The organism is Pseudomonas kuykendallii, assembly GCF_900106975.1.
Taxonomy (GTDB): domain Bacteria; phylum Pseudomonadota; class Gammaproteobacteria; order Pseudomonadales; family Pseudomonadaceae; genus Pseudomonas_O; species Pseudomonas_O kuykendallii.
In genome coordinates, this window is record NZ_FNNU01000006.1 from 25,882 (window position 1) to 47,820 (window position 21,939).

A 21,939-nucleotide genomic window follows, 5' to 3' on the forward strand; every position below is an offset into this window, starting at 1 on the left:
ATTTTTCATACGGCAGCTAACGACTCAAGATCGGCGCTAATATTCTCCTGCCTGCCTTCAAGTATGGCAGCGAACGGAGAGCATTCAGGGACCAAAAGCTGGCGTGACCTCAGACAGAACGGCAATACCCATAGCCGTAAGCCCTCCAGCTTGGGAAACTCGAATACTGGTAACGGCCGTTCGAATGCAGCCGTTTTGGGGTAGATCAGCACAACATCCCCTGCCCCACTCAAATAACTCTGGCCGTAGGCCTGTAACTGGTAGAAGTCGCTTTGCGCAAGGCCGTACTTGTTCGTGCCGTTCGCCTTCAGCCCATCCAACAGTTTCCACTTTGTGTCGAGAACCAGTAGATCCCCGCTGGCATCCCGAATCAAGAGATCTGGCTTTAAACAAAACCAGTTCTGCTCTCGGTGGCGAACCAGGTGATGGCTGCGTGCTTGGGTTTTCAGGACAAGGGGCCGCGCCAGTTGTTTCGCGAGGTGCTTGGCGACAAACGCTTCGAACACTGCCTCCATCGGGAACAGCAGCGACGGCGCATTGTGGCCGCCGCTGCCTGTTAAGGGTGACTGCTCCTCAAGGATCAACTTCGCCCAAGCCAGCGCATCGCTGTAGTAGCCCATGCCCCGGTCGAGACGCACCTGCTGGAAATCGATCCGTGGCTGCACTGAGACCGGAACCTCTGCAAACACGAACTCCAACTCACGGGCCAGTTGCTGATGAGCCCGAGAAGTAGACAGCATCAGTACTCGTCGCAACGCGGTATGCAGCAAGCGGTTTTCCGGGCGATCGATCGAAAACTCGTCGTGCTCTGTGAAGAAGCGGTCCGCCCGATATAAGTTTTGCCGAAGATGTGACGCCATAATCAGCTTGCCGCGAAGTGCAAACAGGTTGTCCTGCTTACAGGAGTAGCTACTGCGCAACCCGCGTTTGACGATGTGCCCAACCGTACGCAGAAACTCAGCAATGAAAACTTCCAGCAAGGGCATTTGTGTCGCCGAGAGCTTGGCGCTGTCAGTTTGAACGTGGCGGAAGCCTTGAAGGCAGCAAAGCATGTCGATTAGAAGCTGACGCGCCTCCGCCGCACCGCCGCCTATTGCTTTGCCGACCTTGGGCAGCACCTCGATCTGGTAACCATCCGGTGCGCGAATTACTCCGACAAAACTGGTGACCTGGACGGCGCGATGCCCGCGCCGCTGGGTGAGGCGCAACCATTGCGCCCCACCCTCGTCGGCTGCCCGCAGACACTGGCGCTCAAGCCATCCGTAGACCTTATCCGGAATGGTGTGCAAACCCTCGGGACACGCGCCACCCGATGCCTCTGCTATCAGCACATCGAATTCGTAAATCGTAATGCCGCTCACGAGTCACCCAGCACTCAGGTCGGCAACGTCTTGTAGATGCCGATGTAAGCATCCGGATTGGAGAACGCAGCGTCCTGCACAGCGTAGTGTCGCTTAGTGGAGTAGCTGTCCATGCCATGGTCGCTGCCGAACAGGCGAGCCAACTCGTCCTCCTGATCTTGGCCCTCTACAACAAAACGTGCAGCAGGGGATTTCTGGTTATCCGCCAATACAAGACGGATCTTTTGCCAATCCTCAAAAAAGTACTCTTCAAGCAGGGGAAAAATGCGAGTACTGAACACCTGCTGCAGGGCTACAAATCGCTCGTCCCCATCAGGCACCTGCGCCAAAGCGCTGAAGTATGCATGGCCGATACAATGGTCGCGGTCGTAGAGCACCTCGACGCGCTGGTTTATGGCATCAAGTATGCGAGGCACGTCGATCACCTGCTCGCCCAGACTAACCCGCAGGCCTCCAAGCGGCGCTCCCGGCTCATCGCGAGCATCAGGCATCACCGGCACAAACTCGAATCGGCGGCGCAACGCGGTATCTAGCAGCGCAAGAGATCGGTCAGCCGTGTTCATTGTGCCGATAATGTCGACGTTGGCTGGCACCGAAAAACTCTCGCCGGAATACGGCAAAGTCACCGAAACGGCGTTTACAGCTCCTTCGCGCTTATCAGCTTCGATCAAGGTGATCAGTTCACCAAAGATCTTGCTGATGTTTCCCCGGTTGATCTCGTCTATCACCATCGCGAATTGCTGATCTGGCGCTGATCTTGCCTTCCGGCACAGATCCTTGAAGGCGCCCGCGCGGATCTCGTATTGGATCTCACCGGTCGCTGTATCGCCGTCGAGAACCGGCCGGAGGCCCTCCACGAACTCCTCGTAGCCGTAGGATTGGTGGAAGGTAACAAAGCTGTAGCGTTTAATGTACTCGGCTGAGGGTGGGCCGGCATCGTACTCGTCCACGAGCCTCTTAAGGTCGGCAGCTGCGTCCTTCCAGTCTCCAGCAAGTATCCAGGACGAATCCGGTAGCTTGTCGAACACAGCCGGAGCCATCCGTTTGCTCATCTTGACGGTTTCAGACGACTCAATCGTGTGGTACTGCAGAGCGCCCCAAACGGTGTTTCGCACACTCTTGTTCGCGCTCTTGGCGGCGGCAATAGCTCTCATAAAAGGGTGATCAAGCAGTGTGTCGACACTCGCGTTCCCGCCCAGATGGTAGAGAGCCGCCGCAGCTGCTTCCCACCAAGTAAGGCCCACAATCTTTTCACCCACAAACTGATTTTGCCACTCCTCCTTAGATACAGAGGTCATGGCTTGCTCATACTCTCGCTTGAGCAGCTTAGATAACTCGTAGGTCTTCCCCGTGCCAGGTGGGCCATAGTAGATACGGTTGATCGGAGACCTCACTGCATCAGAGTCGGGCGTTTCGTCTTCGTCGGAATCATCGCCGTGCTCGACTGGATCGTCCCGCAGTTGATCTGGCCACAGTCCCGGTCGTTCCGTTTCAAGTACCAGCCAATCGTCAAGTGAGTCATGTTCGGCTGAAAGGGTTGCCTCGATCCTCGAAACTAGTTCCTCTGCCAGTGGTTCGCGGTGGAGCTTGGGTAACGCGCCCACACCTCGCGTCCATGAGAGCTTGCGCGTCCGAGTGCCACGAACCACGCCAAGCACACCGACCGCGCGCTCTTTTCCAGGATCCTTGCGCCCAAAACGCACTTGGACGCCTTTGTTCATGTGCCACCAGTCCATGCCCGCCATGTGGACGGCCCGCGCCAATCGACAGAACAGCGCCTTGTCTTGTGGCGACCATGAGGCGCGGAAAGTTTGGAATGCAGGTTTACCATCGAAGTGTTTGAGCAGGTCCTCGTCGCTCAGTGTCTTGCCGAGGCTCAGCTTGGAGACCACCTCGTCGTAGCGCAGCTTGAAGTTACGGATGGCTTCCAAGCTCCAAGTAACGAGTTGATCCAGTGATTTTTCCATCCCATCGGCCGTGGGCAGCTTGGCGATGAAGGGGGATGTGCTGTCATAGGTGCCACGCAGATCCAGGTAGGCCTTTCGCTTCGCATCCGAGTCGTCGAGGCCAACGGTATCGATCTTGACCACGAAGCCGTCATTGGCATCGATGCCTACGGTGTAGGCCAACTCCTTCGGCGCTTCAGACGAAGGGTAGATTTTGGCCCAGTTATAGCCAGCGAAGTTATTGCCCTGGTTGGTGGGACGCTTGCGAATCTCCACGCGCCCCACGGGAAACAGCTCGGCCTTGACCTTATTCGCCCACGCCTCAGTTACTTCGTAGGCCTTCTTTAGCTCCTCGTAGGCACGATTCTGCTCAGGGTTGGATTCGTCGCGTTTTTGGCCCTTCCACTTGTTCAGCAGCTTGAAGTGGTCACTGGTGAAATAGTCCGCCATGCTCTTCTATATCCCTTCAACATCAATTCCGTGTTCGGCCAGCCAAGCCCGGCGCTGCACGTAGTCGGGCATTGCGCGCTCAACACGCAGCCAGAACGCAGGGGTATGGTGCGGCTCGTGTAGATGGGCAATCTCGTGCACCACCACATATTCCGCGATGTGGGGAGGCAGCAGGATGGTCTTCCAATGGAAGTACAGCCAGTCGCCTTTACCGCATGAACCCCAGCGATAACCAAGGTCTTGCACCTTCACACCAGCCGGCGCCACTTCCATGCGCGACTGGTAGTCGGCTACGCGACCGGACAACCAAACACGGGCTCTGTCGCTGTACCAGCGAATGAAATGCTCCCGTGCGTCCGCCTGAGCATCATGGTGTAGGGCAAAGCGGCCATTCACCAGCTTCAAAGGCGTGCATTGGTCATCGACCATTTTTAACCTATGGGTACGCCCCAGGTACAAGAAGCCCTCGCCGCCGACAAACTCCTTGCGCGGCACCTTGCGTTGCAGCCGGTCTTTCTCGGCCAACTTGGTGTAGATCCAGAAGCGCTTCTCGCTAACAAACTCACGGAGTTGATCGATGCCCACCTCAGGCGGTGCGCTCAGAATCAGTTCGCCCGTTCGCTCCACCGTAATTTGCATCGTCCGGCGCCGGGCGCTGCGCCGTATCGCGAATAGCAAATCGTCCACCTGCATACAGTCACCTACCTTTGCAGAGGCTTTTTCTAGTTGGTGGTCAGTAGCGTTCAGCTGGGCCAGCATGGGATTACACCTGCACCAGTTTGTCGTGGTTGGCGCGAGCCTGCTCCATCAACTTGTCTGCAAGAACGCCTGCCTTGTCGTCATCAACCAAGCTAGGCTGCAGACTCATCAAGTGCTCGAACAATCGCGTATTCAAATCTTCCTGGGCAGCGCGCTTATGAGGGCTCCAGATATTCCTATTGCCCTGCAGCTCCTGCACCAGTAAATCCACCAACCTAAGAGTCACGTCCTTTAGGCTAAGCAGTTCGGCTGCTGTCGGTGTCCGCCCAGTAAATACCTCATCAAGAATCGTGCGCAGGAATGGCGCACAATGCCCGGGTAAGTCGCTTGGTGCATCCGCGCTACCTACCTTGCCCGTACGCAGCTCATCGATGATTTTCTGCAGCTGCGAGATCACCTCATTCCACTGCTCACCCAAGGTTTTCAGGATGTCGTTCAAACGCTCAGAAAGCTTGCGATACAGCACCGGGTCTTCATCGGTGTGTTTGCGGATGTGCGAACGGATGGCATGCTCCATTTCCGATGCAACCGCTCGCCGAGAGGCTACGCCGTCGGCGCTATCCATCATTTCAATGTGTTTAACAAACTCTGCATCAGTCAGCTGAATCGGTGGAATCTTAGGGTCGATGCCCAACGAAATCACATGGTCGTCGATCAGCTTGCGCACCTTGGCGCCGACGTCCTTACCCAGTACTGGCGTGTCTTTGTAGCGATTGCGAGCTCGGGCGTAGATGTAGGCCAGGCGCTTGGCGTCGCCCGAGTACGGCAACCCCTCGGGGCGTGGCAGCACGGTGTCCAGTGATGCAAGGAAGGCCTTGAGCTTGACGGCGAACTCGGCGCGCAGTTTCTCGCTGCCCAATGCCTCAACGCAGGCCTCGGTGTCGTCCAGCGACTCGATGCCCTGTTGCCGAAACAAATCCACCACACGCAGATGCCGATCGCGCAGCACCGGTACCTCGTCCTTCAAGCTGGCCAGTGCGCCTGCCACGTCTTCATCAGCATAGGCCGCAAGTGCCTCCTTCAAGTGCTGCGCCACGCCGTAGTAATCCACCACGATGCCGCAACGCTTACCGAAGCCAGTACGGTTGACGCGGGCAATCGCCTGCAGCAACTCCGCCTCGCGGATCGGGCGGTCGAGGTACATAACACCTTCGATGGGCGCATCAAAGCCGGTCAGCAGCATCGACTTCACGACCAAAAAGGTCAGCGGATCGGTCTTTTCCGGCTTGGCATTGAACAGCGGCTTCTTAAAGCGTTTGATCAACTGCTCATGTGCCGAGCCATCAGTCCACTGCTTCCAAGCAGGGTCATCGTTGTTGCTACCCGAGATGATGGGCGCGAACTCGATGCGGGCCAGCGTGTCGCGGTAGCGCCAAGCCTGCACCACCGCCTGCACCTTGGCCGAGCGTTGGCATAGAGCTTCGTCATCCAGTGCCTTGTCTTCAGCGGAAAGCGCCTGAGCCTCCGCCAGAAGCTCGTCACGTGCCTGCTTCAAGGCCTCGAAGTAGCGGATCGCTGCCAAGCGGCTGTAAGCCACTACCTGCGCTTTGTAGCCATTGGGCAGGATGTAGGTGACGTAATGGCGGATGATGTCGCGCGCCTTGTCTGCGATCAGCGCCGGGGCATCAAAGATATGGCCCTTGGTGGCGTACTTCTGCTTGATCGCCTCCAACTCTTCGGAGGTGTGCTGGCGAAACAAATCCTCAAACAGCTCATCCAGGCTGGCACCGTCCTTGACAGCGCCGTTGGCCGTACGGCCCTCGTAGAGCACCGGCACGGTAGCGCCGTCGGCCTCGGCTTCCTTGATGGTGTAGCGGTCAATGAACTCGCCAAAGATTTCATGGGTGCGCTTTTTCTCACCCATGATAATTGGCGTGCCGGTAAAGCCTATGCGCGCGCAGTTGGGTAGACCCGCCAGCAAGTTGGCATGCAAATCACCCGCTTGAGTGCGGTGCGCTTCGTCCACCAACACGAGGATGCTGTCATCCTCGTTCAGCACCTCAAATGTATCGTCCGCTTTGTAGCTGGCCTTCGGCTCTTCCGCTTTCGGCAAATCGCCCGCCGTCAGTGGCGCATCGCCGGCGCTATCGGGGTCGCGGTATTTCTGGATGGTGGCAAAGATCAGTCCTGGGCCCTTGCGTCGCGCCAGTGCCTTCACGCCCGCCGTGCTTTCGGCTATATCCACCACCTCTCCGGTCAGGGTGGCGGTAACGGACAACTGCCCCTGCAAGTCCTTGCGGTCGGTGACAACGATGATCTTGAAGCGCCGCAATTGCTCTTCCGCGCGCATCTTGCGCACCAGGAATACCATGGTCAGGCTCTTGCCGGAGCCCTGGGTGTGCCAGATGATGCCGCCACGCTGATCATGCTCGCCATCTTGTAGTCGCGTCGGGCCACTCTTGAGGCGGGCAATCGCCCGGTTTACCGCCCGATACTGCTGGTAGCGGCACACCGTCTTGATGGTTTGCCCGCCCACCTGCATGAACAGCATGAAGTTCTGCACTACATCCAGCAGATGCGCGGGTGACAGCAGCCCTGCAATCAACCGCTCCTGTTCGGAGAGGGCTGGCTTGCCGAGCGTTTGCGCGACCTCAATCTCGCTGCCGCTGCCATCAGGACCGCCCACAGTCTTCCACTGGGCGTAATGCTCAAAGGCCCCGCCGATACAACCCACGCGTGCCTGGTCAAAGCTACTGGCCACCACCAGCTGGTTGGTGGCGAATAAGGGCTCATTGCCCTCGTTGTCGTCCACCTCGAAGGCCGCCTTGCGCTGGTTGCTGTAGCGCCGCAGCTGATCCACGGCCTCTGCCAAAGGCTCTGGAATCGACGGGCTTTTGCACTCCACCACCACCAGGGGGATACCGTTCACCAACAGCACCAGGTCGGGCACGATAAAGGCTTTGCTGCTATTGAAGCCGGGTGGGCAATCCACGCGGTACTGGTTGATCACCGTGAAGCGGTTGTTGGTCGGGGTGTCCCAGTCGATGTAACGAATCGTCTGGCCGCGCCCGCCATCCCATCCAGGTAGGCCGTCCATGGTTAAGCCACGGATTAACAAACCCGTAGCCTTCTCGTTGGCCTCCATCAGCTTGTGCGTACCCAGGCGGGTGATGGCGGATACGGCTTCGGACAGTCGCGCTTCATCCAGCCAGGGCGCGCCGTCAGATCCAGGGTTTAGCGCCCGCAGCTGTTCACGCAGCAATCCCTCCTGAATCACCTCGGCAAAACTGGTGCGCCCCGTCACTGCTGGGTCGTCAAGACTGCCTGCGTTATAGGCCCAACCGAGTGCCTGCAACTGGGTTACGAAGGGCTTTTCGACGTCATCGAGCTCCCAGCCCATCAGGCGCTCCCTCGTTGTGTGGCATCAGCCAGCAGCGGTGTAACACGGACGCGACCGGTGAGAAGATCGTCCATCAGGCCAGCCTTGAGCTCTCTTAGCTTGGCGGACTCGGCCGCCGCGCTCTGTATGCGGTTATCGATTTCATCCAAGCGCGTTGCAATCAGATCTTGTTCGGCATGAAGCGGCTTTATAGTCAACAGCCCCCGGATCGTTGGCAGATTAAGACCTGCTTTCGCGCCCGCATCGTTCAGCTTGCTGATGTAGGTTTGTGCAATTGGCCCGGCCAGGTAATGGCCAACGAATCGCGAATTGACAGCATTTAGGTCTGGGCGCACCAAGGCAACGTGCTGATTGATATACGCCTCGCCTAAGCCGTCTGGAACAACGCCGACGATACCCAGATCGGCCGTAATGGAAATGAGAATGTCGCCGGACTCGAGTCGTGTACGCTGTCCGTCCGCATTTCTAGGCGGGCGCACGTACATCGTCGACTCGAAGCGGAAGTTGATATGCTCACGTGTCAAGTTGCCAATGCGGACGAAGAGCGCACCGCTGTCAGCATAGAAGCGCGCCCAATCGCGCGAACCGCTGGTGACTGTATTGGACACCGACTCCAGCGTGACGACATCCCACACCTTCGGAACCCACCCCAGCGGCGACTCCTTGTAGAGATGCGGGGCCTCGGCTTGGGGCGGGCGTAGTTCGCCGTTAGTGTCGATGCCGCGCGTCAGGAGGTCGTGCAGCAGTCCCTGCTTGACGGCCTTGAGCTTGGCGATGATCGCCTCAGTTTCGAGGATGACAGTGTCGAGAGTATCTAGCACATTCGAAACGAGTGCCTGTTCCTCCATGTCAGGAACAGGGAAATCAAATTTCACAAACTTAGCTTCACCAAGCCCCACCAAGGTACTTCCGCTTTTTTGAGCGTCGATAAACCGACGGAATGCAGGTGACGTGAAGACATGGAACGCAAATCGTGACGAGCACTGCTCAGGACGGATCGGTCGTACCAAGAAGAGATGCGAATTAAGTGATGTTTCCCCAGGAAGCCAGTCAATGCGACCGACTTTTCCGATGGTTCCGTCCTTTGTAATCACCAAATCGCCAACTCGCACCTGAATTTCAGGAGACTCATCAAACTTCCGTTGAGGTATATGGAAGCATGCATCCCAATTGACCCGTCCAGAGTCGTCGATGTGCATGCCCGTAATCAGATAAGGGCCGACCTCGCAGAAATCAGATCGGCGCAGGTTCCGCCAACCTATGCGGCCCTTCACATAGAAGACGTCTCCAGTGGGACGCACGGGCCAATGCGGGAATTCAGACATACCGCAACCCCTGCAAAAAACCCTGCAGCGCTTTAGCCGCCTCATCGCGCTTGCCTTCGATTTCGGTCAGCGTCACTTGGTACTTGTCCCACCAGCTCTCAAACGCGATCACGATCTGCTTGCGTTGCGCGGCCATGTAGCGCTCCACGATGGCCTGCATATCGTTGTGCAAGATGGTCAGCAGCAATTCAGAGGCGGCCTCCGGTGTCAGTCCCTCAACGGCGGTCTCGATGTGCAGCTTGAAGCTGTCGTTCTTGGCCTTGAGTTGCTTCTTGACGGCGGTGAGCTCCTTTTTCCAGGCTTTGAGCTGGACTTCATCCACGGCGCTTTCTTCGTCGGCATCATCTTCCGCCGTTTCGTCGGCTTCGCCACCCTCGCCCTCGGTGTCCTTGGGACTGGCGGCCTTGATCTGACTGTCGAGCTCAGCTTTCTTGGCTTCCAGTTCGGTGATGGCCTCGACGAAGTCGCTCATCAGGAACTTGACCAGCTTGTGTTCCAGCGGGTTCTCTTTGCTGGCCTTGTCTTCCAGCGCGGTGACGATACTGGTGCGCCAAGCATCGGCCACGCCCTTGGCGCCGCGCGCCATCAGGGTGAGGAAGTCGTACTTGGTTTGGTACCAGAAACCGGCCACGATGCCGCGCACCTGAAAGGGATCCAATAGACCGACGGCTTCGAGTGATTCGCTGAAACTAGCAAGCAGCTCCTCGCGGAGCTTGACCAGACTACCTGAGGCCATTGCTGTTTCGCTGTCTGCAGAAATCTGATTGCTTAAGGTGGTGACGCGAACGCCGTGCTCTTTCCACCACAGCTCAAATGCCTCACGGATAGCGGTTTCCTTGGCAACCAGACCTGCATTCGTTTCGATGGCGGGCTTTAATTCATGCCGCTTATCTAGAGTCGGCGCGAAGTCGAAATACTTGGCGTCACGCTCCACCAGCAGGTCCATCGGATTCAGGCCGTGGGCGCTAAACAGTTTGGTTCTGTCGGCCACTTCAGACTTGGGAATGCCACCCACCAGATGGGCGCGCACATCGTGCGGTTCAGGCAGCGGCGCGTTATCGGCGTAGCGGCGGATATTCAGATTGTATTCGTTGACTCTCAATGTGGCGTTGTCGACGATCGTTGAGAAGCCGTCGACCTGCCTGAACTCATCGAAGGTGGTAACGATTTTTTCAATGTGCTCGGGCAGCAGGTAGTTTTGCGCGCGGCCTTCAAAAAACTCACGGTCGGCATTGATAAACAGCACCTTGCCTTGGCGCTCGGCAGGTTTACCACTAACGCGATTGGCACCGTTCTGCACGCGCTGGCGTAACACCAGAATGCAGGCCGGAATGCCGGTGCCGTAAAACAGATTGGGAGCCACGCCGATGACGGCTTCGAGCAGATCGTCGTCTATAATGCCTTTTCTAATGGTCTTCTCCTCGCCCCCCCGGAACAACACGCCGTGGGGCAGAACAGTGGCCACCATGCCACCGTCGCGTGTGACGGCCAGCATATGCTGCAGGAACATCAGGTCGGCCTTCTTAGCACCCAGCGGCACTTGACCATAGGGGAAGCGCTCGGTCTCGAACTTGGGCTTCCAGGCGGGCTTGCCGTCTGCATCTTTCTCGGTATTGCCCCAGTGAATGGAGAACGGCGGGTTGGTGAGCACGCGGTCGAAGTGCATCAACTCACCACCCTCAACGTGTTGAGGCTCGGCCAGGGTGTCGTCGTTTTGCAGGTTGGCGGTGCTGATGCCATGCAGCAGCATGTTCATCTTGGCAATGGACCAGACGGTGCCGTTGAACTCCTGCCCGAACAGGTTAGCTTTGCGCCCGTCTTCGCCGTGCTCGTCAATGTATTCCTTGGCGGCGATCAGCATGCCGCCGGAGCCACAGCATGGGTCGTAGATGTCGTGGGCCAGCGTGGGCTTCAATAATCGCACCATCATGCGTGTAACCGAGCGGGGCGTGTAGAACTCACCGCCCTTCTTGCCCGCAGAATCGGCAAACTCACCAATCAGGTATTCGTAGGCCGCGCCCAACAGGTCGGGGAACTCAAAGTCTTCATTGCGCAGGCGATACAGATTGAAATGGGTGATGAGCTGCTGCAGCTTGATATCGGGGATCTTGCTCTGGCCGATTTTTCGGGTGAAGTCGATGTGCTCTAGCACGTCGTACAGGCTGGTATTTTCGCCCTCAACCCCGGCCAGCGCCTTGCTCAACAGGCTACCGACGTTTGCCTGACGCGAGTTGTCGACCAGATAGTTGTAGCGTGACTCTTTCGGCACCCAGAAAAAGCCATCCTTTTTGTACCAACGCTTGTTCTCAGCAACTGCCTCGGCAGCGGTGCGACTCATGCCGCCCTTCATCTGCTCACTGATGACCTCTTCACGACGCTGGTCGAACACATCAGAGCAACGCTTGAGGAACAGCATCCCGAAGATGTATTCCTTGAACTCGGAGGCGTCCATTTTTCCGCGCAGGATGTCAGCCGCCTTAAACAAGTGGCGCTCTAGTTGGGGCAGGGTCAAAGGCATTGGTGGAGATCCTGATTAGTCATTGCTTGCCATCTGGATAGGCAGTTTCAGGCCGGCAGTGTATTCGCAAAAGCGGCGTAATTCATGCCACTCGCGTTGAGCTTTGGGAGATGCGGTCATCCCACCGAGCACCTGGGTGGCGTATTCGGGCCTCGAGAAAATGGCGGTGATTCATGGTCGGGGTGAAATGGACGGGTGTAGCGCTTTTGTTGTGGTCAACGCATTCCGGACACTGGTTTAGGCTTATCCGATCCGCGTCGATTTCCACTGGCGTTCTGCGTCCGTAGCTGTGGCCGTTGCAGGCACCGCAGGTATCGCTGCGATGTACACAAAAGCGCGGCAAAGCTCGATTCGTGGATATCGCTGATACATCAATCAGGCTTGCTGATCGGGTTTCCCCTGTCCCGGAACGGCCAAAGCCAAGCTAATCAGCTTGGCTTTGTAGTGGTTCGAGCGGGTGAGTTCAGTATCGAGAGGCGCGGGTCAACTCACCTCAGGCTGCCTATCCAAGTAGTTGCCCTGCTCTTCGATAGCTCCTGCCATTTCACAGAGCACATCAATCACACGTGCTTGCTCCCGCACATCCTGAGGCGCAACGAGTTGCGCAACCGCTTGCGGCTGAGCCAGAAGCAAAGACAACGCATTGAAATCATTTTCATTAAGGTCGAGATTCAAAACCACACGTCGAGTCATGGGCTCTCCTACATACAGCTATAGAAATTCGTGCTCCGGCCGCAATAAGCCCCGAGGGACAGAATGGCCCTCGGGGAGCCCCCGGCAGGGCGGGTTCGGGCAGAGCCCGCTATTCAAATCCCCAATCAAAACCATCAAATTTCGATGCTGGAGCGTCCAATCTACGTCCATATCCGCTCGCTATCCCCCGAAGCTCTCTGTCAGCCTTAACAGATAGCAGAACTCCGCCAGCCCCAGACCGCCTCTGCTTGGCATGCCCATAATGCTTTCGGCTCTTCCTCGACACCTGTCCAAGCGCAAGGCTGACCTGGTCGGCTTCTACTTCTCCCTTGAGATCTGCACTGAACTGATGCCGGAGGCTGTAAGCGCTAATACCGGGTAACCCTGCCCGCTTCGCCGCACGGCTGAGCCGTTTTTCAAGTGCCCGGTTCTGGCCAGTATCCTGAATAAGCATTTCATCCCCTTCGGAAGAAAGTTTCTGCAGAAGTTGCGCATGAATTTCTTCACCCAAAATGGCATTTGCATTTATTAGCAATATGCGCTCTGACTGCCCTGCTCCAGTTAAATCTGACACTTTTGCTCCCTGAATCGTGAATTCAATAAACTCTCCTAGCCTCCGCATGCGGATGCCCTTTCGAAGTTCAGCGGGCCGGCATCCAGTCAGAATCAAAACAGCTGCCGCCAATCGATCAGCCGACTTAAGCTTGGCCAAAAGCAAGATTCGCCAATCGATTGGCAGGCCATTCAAGCTAGATCGTTTTGATTGCTTCTTAGCCTTAGTTGGTACGTCCAACCGATAACTAGGTTGCGGCGCAGAAAGCTGCTGAGCACAGAGAGCCATCGCGTGACGCAAACTCCGCCGCTTATCGCTGTCATGCTCATGATCGATTTCGCGCAATACACTAAGTAAACGGTGCGCCATATTCCGTCGCCATGCGTAACGCGCTACTACCGCAGTCCGACGACAAAGCCTCTGGTTCAGCGCGTATTCATACCAATGCATATCCCCCATTCGGGCGGCCACCCTGGCGTACTCTGCAATGGTCGACTCTTTCAGCGGCCGATCCACGATAGCCTGAGCCAACCGTCTGAGATCGCCCTTATCCGATGTACCAGGTTTGCGCATAAGCCCTCCTCAGGTAGCCCCAACCTATGCCGTCTCGAGGCGCTCGATACGTGTCCTTCGGCCACTCCACTCGCGTCGGCTGCGCCGATAAACCTCGAAACGGCCCTATTTTCGACCGCACATTGCGGCTCGAAAATAGGAGCCACACCATGCCTAATTAATTGAGTCACGCACCATCGCCCGCTCGCCGCTAGGCATCTCCGGGAGCCAATGAATTGGCTCCCGGAGTACTTCAAGGGTATTTGCCACCGCTTCGCGTCAAGGGGCCGTGTCCTCGCAGGCTGCGGGCCGCACCACACCCCTTGACCCGAAGCGACGGCAAAATAGTCAATCCAGACTGTGAATCCACATACGTCATAAATAGGCATCGAAAAGTATTCCCAGGCTTGAAATCGCCTTGATCAGCTTGTTTGGGCAATTTTTCGCATAGAAATGCATAGAAATTAATTTCGCGTCCCAGCTAGCAAAATAAATCATGCCCCGTTCTCATTGCGCCCCTCCCTTCATAGGTAGTCGCGAAAGAAACCTGATTGATTTTTCATCAACATTTCATGCAGCGACTCAGGAAGCTCGACCCAAATATCAAGACATCTCTGGCGAAGACGATGACCGCAACCCAGCCAATAGCAGCCGCTGTAGGAGGCTTCTAGGGAAACGAGGTCGATTAGCCATGGTTCGCGCTTTCTATTCTTCTAGTGGGCCGCTATTCGCCCTGAGCATCAGAAATGCGCTCGCGGAGCCTGTTCCAATGTGGCTTGAGCTGCTTCTTGATCGAGGGGGCGTTCATGATTCTGGCTGCCCGGTAACCATATGAGATGAAGTTTCTCCGACCTAGGTAGGAGTATCGCTTGTACAACTTCTTCAGGAACATCGAACGGGGCAACTGGCCTCTGGAAATCCGTTTGGCATTGACCTTGCCCATACACTTTTCGGCCAGCCAGATGCCTCTGTGTACACGGTCCTGGTAGCGAGCCAGTGACGATGAGCGCAGGTAAATGTTGGCCCCATCGAAGATAAAGCCCAGATACTGCAGCGGTCGGTCGGACCTCAAGCCCTTGGCCGACCGCGTGAACTTACAGGTCTCTGTTTTGGCGGCCTGGATTTCCAGCCCGATTTCATTGACCCGTAGGTCGACTAGGGCCCTGGTCTCCGCTTCCTTCTCCAGCGGGACTATCAGCAGCACATCATCACAGTACCGGTAATAAGCACCACCGCAGGATTCGACATGCGCGTGGATCTGCTTATCGAAGCCCATCATGTACACGTTGGACAGCATGGCGCTGATGGGGGAGCCTTGAGGGATACCTTTTTTGTCTTTGTTGGTTTCGATCAGGCCGCCCTCACGCACCTTGGCCCGGAACTCGTGGGGCTCGCAAATTCGCTTACGGCCTTGCTTGGGGTTGCTCTTGGAGAGCCCCAGTGCCTCGTAGACTTGATCCCTATAGACGAACGAAAACTTGGTGAGAGATCGGTACACCGCGTAGTGATCGTCGGGCAACTGACTGCTGCCTAGGAGCGCCTGCCAGGCATTTTTCAGATACGCATGGTCTAGGTTGTCAAAGAAGCCCTTGATGTCGATGGCGATGACGCAGCAGGAGTCTCGCGTTGCGATATCCAGGAACGCATCCCGAGCAAAATCGATATTGCTTTTGCCAAGGGCTCTAAACGCCAAAATGGCGGAGGACCACTGCACCTTCGCCAAATGGTCCTCGTAGGCCCGGTTCAGCAGCTCGCAGTAGTAGGAGTAAATGTGGCTGTCGACGTGCGCAGCGTAGGAAATCGGCCGTTGCTTAGGGTCTTTTTTGACCACCTTCCCAATGCTTTTGTCGAAAAACACTTTCTGTGTTTGTGCGACATAGCGAATGAAGGGGTAAAAGGCATGCTTAGCAACAGTCTTAGGGCTTGAGACTATCTCCAGCGCCGCAGCCTGGTTGATCGGGCGATCAAAGTGCAGATAGCCCCGAGATTTGTACCAATTTTCTGGCATCAGCGTACATCCATGTTCGAGCCAACCGGCCAGGCATAGGATGGCGGCAATCCTCAGCCGCCTGGCCGGATAAACTCAAATGCTCCTCACATCATCCAATCGGTGTTGGTCACCCAGTTCCGATTTCGCCGCGATTGCTAGGATCGACGTATAGTGTCAGCGTCACACTTGGAGTACCTATGAAGATAAGTATCCGAGGGCTGCTGGCCGCATTGCTGGTCACCCTGGGTTGTTACACCTGGGATGCCGCCTTGGGGCTTGACAGCTTGTGATGCACCTTCGGGTCTATACCCGAAGCGCTTGCAGGCTAGCATAAATCTGGCTGAGCCAGCCCCCATCCTCGATAGAGCTCATCAGAATCACTGCTGTGCCAGTTCCGGTTCCACTAAGGGCTGCTACCGGCCAGAACTACTGCTACAGCGTATGATCCCGGCTAGCGGCCTGACCGTGCCCCAAGATCGACCGCACCGAAGGCGATCATGACGGTGGAGAAAAGAAATGGGCCCCAAGCAAGTGACTATCGAAGACTGGGACGGCGATGGCGCTATCCGCATTCCGGATGAAGCCCTTCAGGAGCTAGGCGTCGACGTTGGCGACACTCTCTATGTGATCGAGGAATACGTCGGCAATGCCCGGTGCCTTGTACTCAGCAAGACACCACAGATCCCGGATCGTACCGATGAGCTGGTCTCCCACTGGAATCGAGATGGCGACGAATAGCGCCGATCACAGCAGGCAGCTTTCGCCTGTAGATTCAACCGGTCGACGCAATCAGGGACAACCAATGCCAGTCGGAGTGAAGCCAGCATCCCCGCTCACTGACCTGAAACTACCTTGAAAGCCATTCACACCTGGAGTACTAGCTGGACACTAAATCACGCAAATTACTGATGATCTGGGCCGCTGTTTGCTCTGGCGATTGCTCTCGAAGTATTGCCAAAGCTTGTACAGTTTTCGGAATGTCTGTGGCAGGCCTGGTTGACCGTCCCTCGCTCTGCACGAACGGGCCATCGGTCTCTGTGAGTATTCGACCAAGAGGCAGTGAGGCAACTAGATTTCGATGTTTAGCTGAGGTCAGCATCTGAGAATTGATCGAAAAATAGCATCCAAGCTCCACAGCCCTTCTAGCCTCACTAGCGGAGCCGGTGAACCAGTGAAGCACCACTGTTCCGCGGTCGCGCGGAAGCAGGCGTTCGATATGTGACAGCACTTTTCCCACACTGCGTACGCTGTGGACAGTGAGGATCTTCCCGCCCTGCTCCGAGCAAGCCTCCAACACCCTCTTAAACACCCGCTCCTGAGCCTCAAAGCTTCGATAGAACTGGGGCCCGGCATCAAGCCCCACCTCTCCAACGTATCGAGTCTCCTCAAGGAGGCGCTCTAGGAGCGGCAGCTCCGATTCACGCTCTGCCACCAGTTGGGGATGTAACCCCAATGCCACCCGGACATGTCGAGAGGATGCCGCAAGTTCACGATTGCGCCGCCATGCTTTCGGTGTCGTGGTCACGGCCAAGGTAGCGACCTCTGCCTGATCGCACTCCAATATGAGGCGCTCATGATCAGGATAAAGATCGAGATGGCAGTGGAAATCCACCCACTTTGGAATCGGGCTTTTTTGCGGCTTCATAGAGGTATAGCTGTGACACCCTCGAGATAGTCGTCGACCTCCAGCAGCCCATTTCGATAGACCTGTTCAAAGTCCCCTAAACGGTCAGGGTGATCGATCAACGGCCCCGGCTCATGAATTGCGAACTTGGCTCGGTGAGGCGAACGCTTGAGACGCGCGATGGCGAGCTGGAAGGAACGCACATGTTCGCCGTCAGACTTGTTAGTGTCCAGCGCTTGCGCATGCAGATCTGGGATGACATATCGGGTCCGATCGGGGCCACACCCACGGAGAATCGCTGCCCGCCTGATGATGCAGGGGACGCAGAACCCACAGTGCTTGGGGGATCGATTCGAGGGATCGGGATGGTACCTGGCCTTTCCAGGCGATGAGCATGACATCGTCAGATGCACATGATCCGCTAGGAACACAGGGTCAGAGCACTGCTCTGCCATTTGCCCCTTTGTCAGATGGCTGAACATGTTGAACAGCCTCGTGCTAAGGCCCAAACGCCCAAAGAGCTCATTCACCCGCGCCATGTAGTATGGATGCGTCGTGCGCGTGCTACATGCACCCAGGCGGCGTGGGTCTAAGGGGACGTTCAGAGAGATCAGGCCATTTTCAGGCACATGGATGGTGATCGAATCGCCGATCGCTTCCGCAGCCATGGCCGCCAGCGCGAAGAACAGGAATGAGCGCGCTCGAAGTGTATCTTCACTACCTCCACCCTCCACGAGATCGTGCGGGAACCCCACACGGGCCTGGACGCGGTTAATCGATATCTCGGAAAACCTTTCCTGCAGCGCTGCCCGGCAGTCGTTCTGATAGGTGCTGGTGCTGTTGGTGTCCCAGTAATGGCTCACAAGCAATGGCTTGCCGCCGCCACTGAGTAGATCGATCGCCCCAATGAAACTGTCCATCCCCCCTGAGAACAGGCAGACGCTATCCGAATCATCTGTTCTCAAGCTCTCCGGAGCGGGAGATAGCTCATCGATATCCAAGGGCCGCTCGCGGAAGACCAGGCGCCAGCGATCACCAGTGAGGAATTTCAATGTCGAGGCCAGCATGTCGGACGTTGCTGTCCATAGTGCCGGATCTGCGACGGGGACGTAGAGGTCGATCTCTCTCGTCCAGGAGTTCTCTGACTCAGTGTCTCGTGAGATTCTGGTATCCGCTGCGGTAAGGGTCGCTGCCAGCAGTGCCAGGTCGACGGCGGTCTCTCCTGGGCTCAGACCCAGATCAGCCAATTGCTCAATGGCTTGGCCAATCCCGTACTGCAGTCGCCCGTACCCGTCGAGGAACTGGATGTCGGTGATGACACTGCCTGGCTCCAGCAGTGCTAGGTCCTGGTCATCCGTTTCGCCAAGTCGACAGATGATGCTGTGGTGGCTCATTCCAGCCCCTCCGCTGCAGTCGCGATAAGATCGAACGCCGCTTCATAGATCGCAGAGGTGACCTGATTGACCTCTTGATCTGTGGGAGCCGGCCATTGCTCAAGCCGATTGGCGAGCTGGCCCCGTGTACAGCCTGTGATGAAGGAACTCAGCTGAGATTGGATGCGCTCAACTGCATCCACATCATCCGGCATGGTGATCCCCAGGCCGCCCAAGTCCGCCATGATCATGCTCTCAATCGAGTTCGCTACGAAGTCGAGGAAGAAGTCCTGCCGATCAGCTTGAGTCATGTCCTCGAAGCTACCACTGCCTGCCTCGTCCAGTTCGGCGATCGTGTTCAGCGCAGCCTGGCGAGCAACACCTTCGTCAATGGCGCCGCCAGGCGGGCAAATGAACTCAAGCAGCGAGAGCAGCACCTGAGAGGCCGGTTGCCCTGGCGCTACGGTGAGCTGCAACCGCCGCAGTGTTTCCGTGGCCCCGTTGCGCTGAACATCTCCGAAGATACTGAGCAACTTTGCCGCAGCAGCGCGGGATGTCCCCATGCGGCGCGCGCTTCTCGACGGTCCCCCTACGCCTTTACGCACATATGAAGACAGGGCATTCCCCAAATCGCTGGGGCTTCCAGTGCGGGCGAACCGGGTGAAGCTGCTACGAGCCCCTCGAAGTGAGCCAGTGCCGTCATTGTTTACTGGCCCTGACGGAGCTGAGCCTGGCTGAGATGGCGTAGAACCGGGCTGAGATGGATTAGATTGGCCTGTTCCGTTCGGTTGAGCGGCCGGCGCGGCTGGTTGTGCTACATCATCAATCCAGGAGGGCACCAAGCCGGAGCTCGGGCCTCCATATCCTTTGGAGGTACCCATATCAATCCTTATGATTTCCCGCTGAATTCAAGTACGCGCTTGGCTGCCTTTTGAAGCGTCTCGTTCTCGATCTGCTGACTCCAGCCCCTCAAAATCCCCTCAAGCCCCTGGATGGCATTTATATCCTTAAGGCACTCATGCCATGGGGCGGGAGCCCACATGCCAAGCTTGGGCGTGGGCAGAGATCGGACGAACTCTATTAGGCGTTTCTGCAGCGCGGGGCGCTGTTTGACAAGTTCGATCAAGCCCGCAACGCCTTTGGGTTGATCCGAATAATCATCTGCTTGGATTATCCGATCGCGGAGTGCATCAAAAACATTCTCGGCATCAATTTCAGCTAATGCCACGATATCCTTCTTCGTGGCCGCTTGCCGGATCTGCAATGGCGGACCCATTAGTTTGTCGACGAGCGCCTCAAGATGGCTCACTGCAACTTGCCCCATCAAGGAGCTGCGTTTGTCTCGAGTCACGAAGATGTAGGGGCGCAGATCAACGCCGGTCAGCGCGGGATCGATCGCCGCCCAATTGCTGATCCAATCGCTCTTCTCCCAATCGTTCACATCGCTAGAGTTGGCCACTGCCTTGAGCTTCCCAGAGCCTTTCCCCTCACCCGGCTCTGAGTCGGATCCCTTGGACTTCTTGGCCCGCTTTTCCAGCTCGGCGATGGCAGGTACCGTACCGTCCGCATCCAGGCTCGCGATCCGGGCCAACTGCTCGTAAAAGTCTGGGTGAAAACGCTCCGCCAGCATGATTTTCGCAAGTATTGGACGCCGGATATCCTCAGCAAACCCGCGAGCCTCGGCGATGGCGTAGCGCAGCATCATGGAGTTCAGGAAGCGTTTGATCTGCCGGGGATTACCCCGAGTACCCTCGCTCAATATCCGGGCCAGCAAGGCGCTGGTATCCAATGCTTCCTGGGCAAAGTCGGGAAGTGGGTTGCCGAAAGCGCCAGCTACGGCTTTGCGGTCGAGGCCGGTGCTCTTCCAGGGGCGGAGCATGTCCTGTTGAGCAGTATTCAAGAGCTTCTTGAATCGATCATCATCCGTTTTGACGAAGCTCTCCAGCTGCAGCAGCGTGATGTAACTCCGGGTCTCTGCCAGCCCCAGCGCCGGGATGCGGAATGGTACTTGAATGAGTTTTTCAAGGTAGTTGCGCGCATAGGTCACCGGCCCCGCACCCTGTGGCAGGTCTGGGAAGTGCTCGCGCACCGCGTATTCAATCATCGCCTCATCGGCACCGACCACGAACGCCGTCCGGTTTACGAAGAGGAAGAGACGGATGGCCTCAAGCGTTGCGATGGCTGTCTTGGGCAGGCATCGATCAAGGTCATCAACGATAACTACCAGTTGGTCTATGTCTGCGGCCGTTAAGAGCTCTTCGAACTCGGCCCGGAACTGGTGCATGTGTTCGGGAAGCTGCTCAGACTCTTTTTCAGCATCCTTGATGAATCCCCCAGCCTTCTCAGCAAGGCCCGTAAGGCTCTCAATACTTAGATGGTCACCCGGGTTCTGCACGAAGGCGGAAATCGACTCCATGGCCCCTTTGAGCTGGTCAATGCTGGGGATGCCGGTCAGCGCAGTGAGCCCCAGTCCTCCGGCATGCTTGGCCAGCTTGAACCAATCAACACGTCGCAAGACCTTCTTCGCGGCCTCGGCCACTTTCGTAGAGTCTGGGCGAGCACGCCGCAGCTCATCGACAATGGTCTGGATAACGACAGTTTTCGCATCCTCAAAACCTTCGAATGTCCAGCCGTTGAACCAGATGCAGCAGACGCGATCATCAGAATTGAGGATCTGCTGTGTCATCTTCAGAACGCTGGATTTACCGGCACCCCAGTCGCCGTGAACACCAATGGTGACCGGTGCCCCCCGTGATTCGCGAAGTAGACGTTCTACTGTTTTAGCAATGGGGGTGTAATACAGCAGGTCAGTAGCCGTTTCCTGGTCGTTCAGGAACATGCAAAGAACTCCCTTCCTAGCATTTGAGATCTACCCATTGAAGTGAATTCAGCGCTAGAAGACGGCTGTTTTCACATCACCTGGCGGGCATACACAGATGTCACGAGTAGGCCAAAGCCGGCGCGCTGATGTCAATGCGCCATTCTGATGAGTCCGCGCTCGCTGCCTCTCGTACTGTGCAGCCATAACGCTGAATGCCTCCTGCTTTTGTAGGCACTCAATGACCTCTTTGGCCGGCTTCTGCCTGATGAACCGTGATTCTCGGCATGTGGAGATCGAGAACGATGGAACCGACCAAGCGCCGAGAGGGTGGCTTTTGGCCCCCGGCCAAGCACGCTAGCGCTTGCTTCTGTGTTTAAGCTACGCCCTCACAGACAAGATTGCGGAGGCAACCTGGATTGAGTTCTTGGGCTCTCTACTAGATGAGTCCCCAATGTGTCCCATGCCCAAAACGAAAAAGGCCAGTTCATTTCTGAACTGGCCTAGATCGTGGAGTTATTTGGTCGGGACGGAGTGATTCGAACACTCGACCCCTTGCACCCCATGCAAGTGCGCTACCAGGCTGCGCTACGCCCCGACAGGTGCTTCCAGCACTGCTGAAAGCGGGAGGGACTAT

General features: G+C 56.7%; 14 protein-coding genes and 1 tRNA gene. 1 reads left to right on the plus strand and 14 read right to left on the minus strand.

Annotated features, from left to right (window positions below; all coding sequences use genetic code 11):
* Window positions 1-5 precede the first annotated feature (5 nt).
* The 9 genes from BLV15_RS18125 to drt2 form a co-directional block, all read right to left on the minus strand.
* Window positions 6-1,361, minus strand: a complete 1,356-nt coding sequence (locus BLV15_RS18125) for an McrC family protein (protein ID WP_090231115.1) — start codon at window positions 1,359-1,361, stop codon at window positions 6-8.
* A 14-nt stretch (window positions 1,362-1,375) separates the two neighbouring features.
* Window positions 1,376-3,757 (minus strand): AAA family ATPase, encoded by a 2,382-nt coding sequence (locus tag BLV15_RS18130; RefSeq protein WP_090231116.1) that lies wholly within the window; start codon window positions 3,755-3,757, stop codon window positions 1,376-1,378.
* A 6-nt stretch (window positions 3,758-3,763) separates the two neighbouring features.
* Entirely contained in the window at window positions 3,764-4,450 is a 687-nt protein-coding gene (locus BLV15_RS18135) for a M48 family metallopeptidase (RefSeq protein ID WP_245728235.1), read from the minus strand.
* Window positions 4,451-4,520: 70 nt separating this feature from the next.
* Window positions 4,521-7,856, minus strand: a complete 3,336-nt coding sequence (locus BLV15_RS18140; protein ID WP_090231118.1) for a type I restriction endonuclease subunit R — start codon at window positions 7,854-7,856, stop codon at window positions 4,521-4,523.
* On the minus strand, window positions 7,856-9,181 hold the full coding sequence (locus BLV15_RS18145; protein ID WP_090231119.1) for a restriction endonuclease subunit S: 1,326 nt from the start codon (window positions 9,179-9,181) through the stop codon (window positions 7,856-7,858). The genes BLV15_RS18140 and BLV15_RS18145 overlap by 1 nt, the downstream gene beginning before the upstream one ends.
* Entirely contained in the window at window positions 9,174-11,699 is a 2,526-nt protein-coding gene (locus BLV15_RS18150) for a type I restriction-modification system subunit M (protein WP_090231120.1), read from the minus strand. Before BLV15_RS18150 ends, BLV15_RS18145 begins: the two co-directional genes overlap by 8 nt.
* Window positions 11,700-12,182: 483 nt before the next feature.
* A complete protein-coding gene (locus BLV15_RS18155; protein ID WP_090231121.1) occupies window positions 12,183-12,392 on the minus strand; it encodes a hypothetical protein in 210 nt (69 codons plus the stop codon).
* Window positions 12,393-12,501: 109 nt separating this feature from the next.
* Window positions 12,502-13,518, minus strand: a complete 1,017-nt coding sequence (locus tag BLV15_RS21945; protein ID WP_139210747.1) for a site-specific integrase — start codon at window positions 13,516-13,518, stop codon at window positions 12,502-12,504.
* Window positions 13,519-14,221: 703 nt separating this feature from the next.
* Window positions 14,222-15,505, minus strand: a complete 1,284-nt coding sequence (gene drt2, locus BLV15_RS18160; RefSeq protein ID WP_090231122.1) for an antiviral reverse transcriptase Drt2 — start codon at window positions 15,503-15,505, stop codon at window positions 14,222-14,224.
* Window positions 15,506-16,003: 498 nt separating this feature from the next.
* Between drt2 and BLV15_RS18165 the strand changes: the two genes are divergently transcribed.
* Window positions 16,004-16,225: an AbrB/MazE/SpoVT family DNA-binding domain-containing protein gene (locus BLV15_RS18165; protein ID WP_090231123.1), complete on the plus strand. Its 222-nt coding sequence runs from the start codon at window positions 16,004-16,006 to the stop codon at window positions 16,223-16,225.
* A gap of 139 nt (window positions 16,226-16,364) precedes the next feature.
* Here BLV15_RS18165 and qatD read toward each other — a convergent pair whose 3' ends face one another.
* The 5 genes from qatD to BLV15_RS18190 all read right to left on the minus strand — a co-directional run bounded on the left by qatD (window position 16,365) and on the right by BLV15_RS18190 (window position 21,900).
* Window positions 16,365-17,132 carry a Qat anti-phage system TatD family nuclease QatD gene (gene qatD, locus BLV15_RS18170; protein WP_090231124.1) on the minus strand — a complete coding sequence of 256 codons (768 nt, stop codon included), beginning with the start codon at window positions 17,130-17,132 and terminating at the stop codon, window positions 16,365-16,367.
* Window positions 17,129-18,505: a Qat anti-phage system QueC-like protein QatC gene (qatC, locus tag BLV15_RS18175; RefSeq protein ID WP_090231125.1), complete on the minus strand. Its 1,377-nt coding sequence runs from the start codon at window positions 18,503-18,505 to the stop codon at window positions 17,129-17,131. Before qatC ends, qatD begins: the two co-directional genes overlap by 4 nt.
* On the minus strand, window positions 18,502-19,365 hold the full coding sequence (qatB, locus tag BLV15_RS22430; protein WP_305087516.1) for a Qat anti-phage system associated protein QatB: 864 nt from the start codon (window positions 19,363-19,365) through the stop codon (window positions 18,502-18,504). The genes qatC and qatB overlap by 4 nt, the downstream gene beginning before the upstream one ends.
* Window positions 19,366-19,373: 8 nt before the next feature.
* Window positions 19,374-21,323 (minus strand): Qat anti-phage system ATPase QatA, encoded by a 1,950-nt coding sequence (gene qatA / locus BLV15_RS18185; protein WP_090231127.1) that lies wholly within the window; start codon window positions 21,321-21,323, stop codon window positions 19,374-19,376.
* A gap of 500 nt (window positions 21,324-21,823) precedes the next feature.
* Window positions 21,824-21,900 (minus strand) — tRNA-Pro (locus tag BLV15_RS18190).
* Window positions 21,901-21,939: the final 39 nt, after the last annotated feature.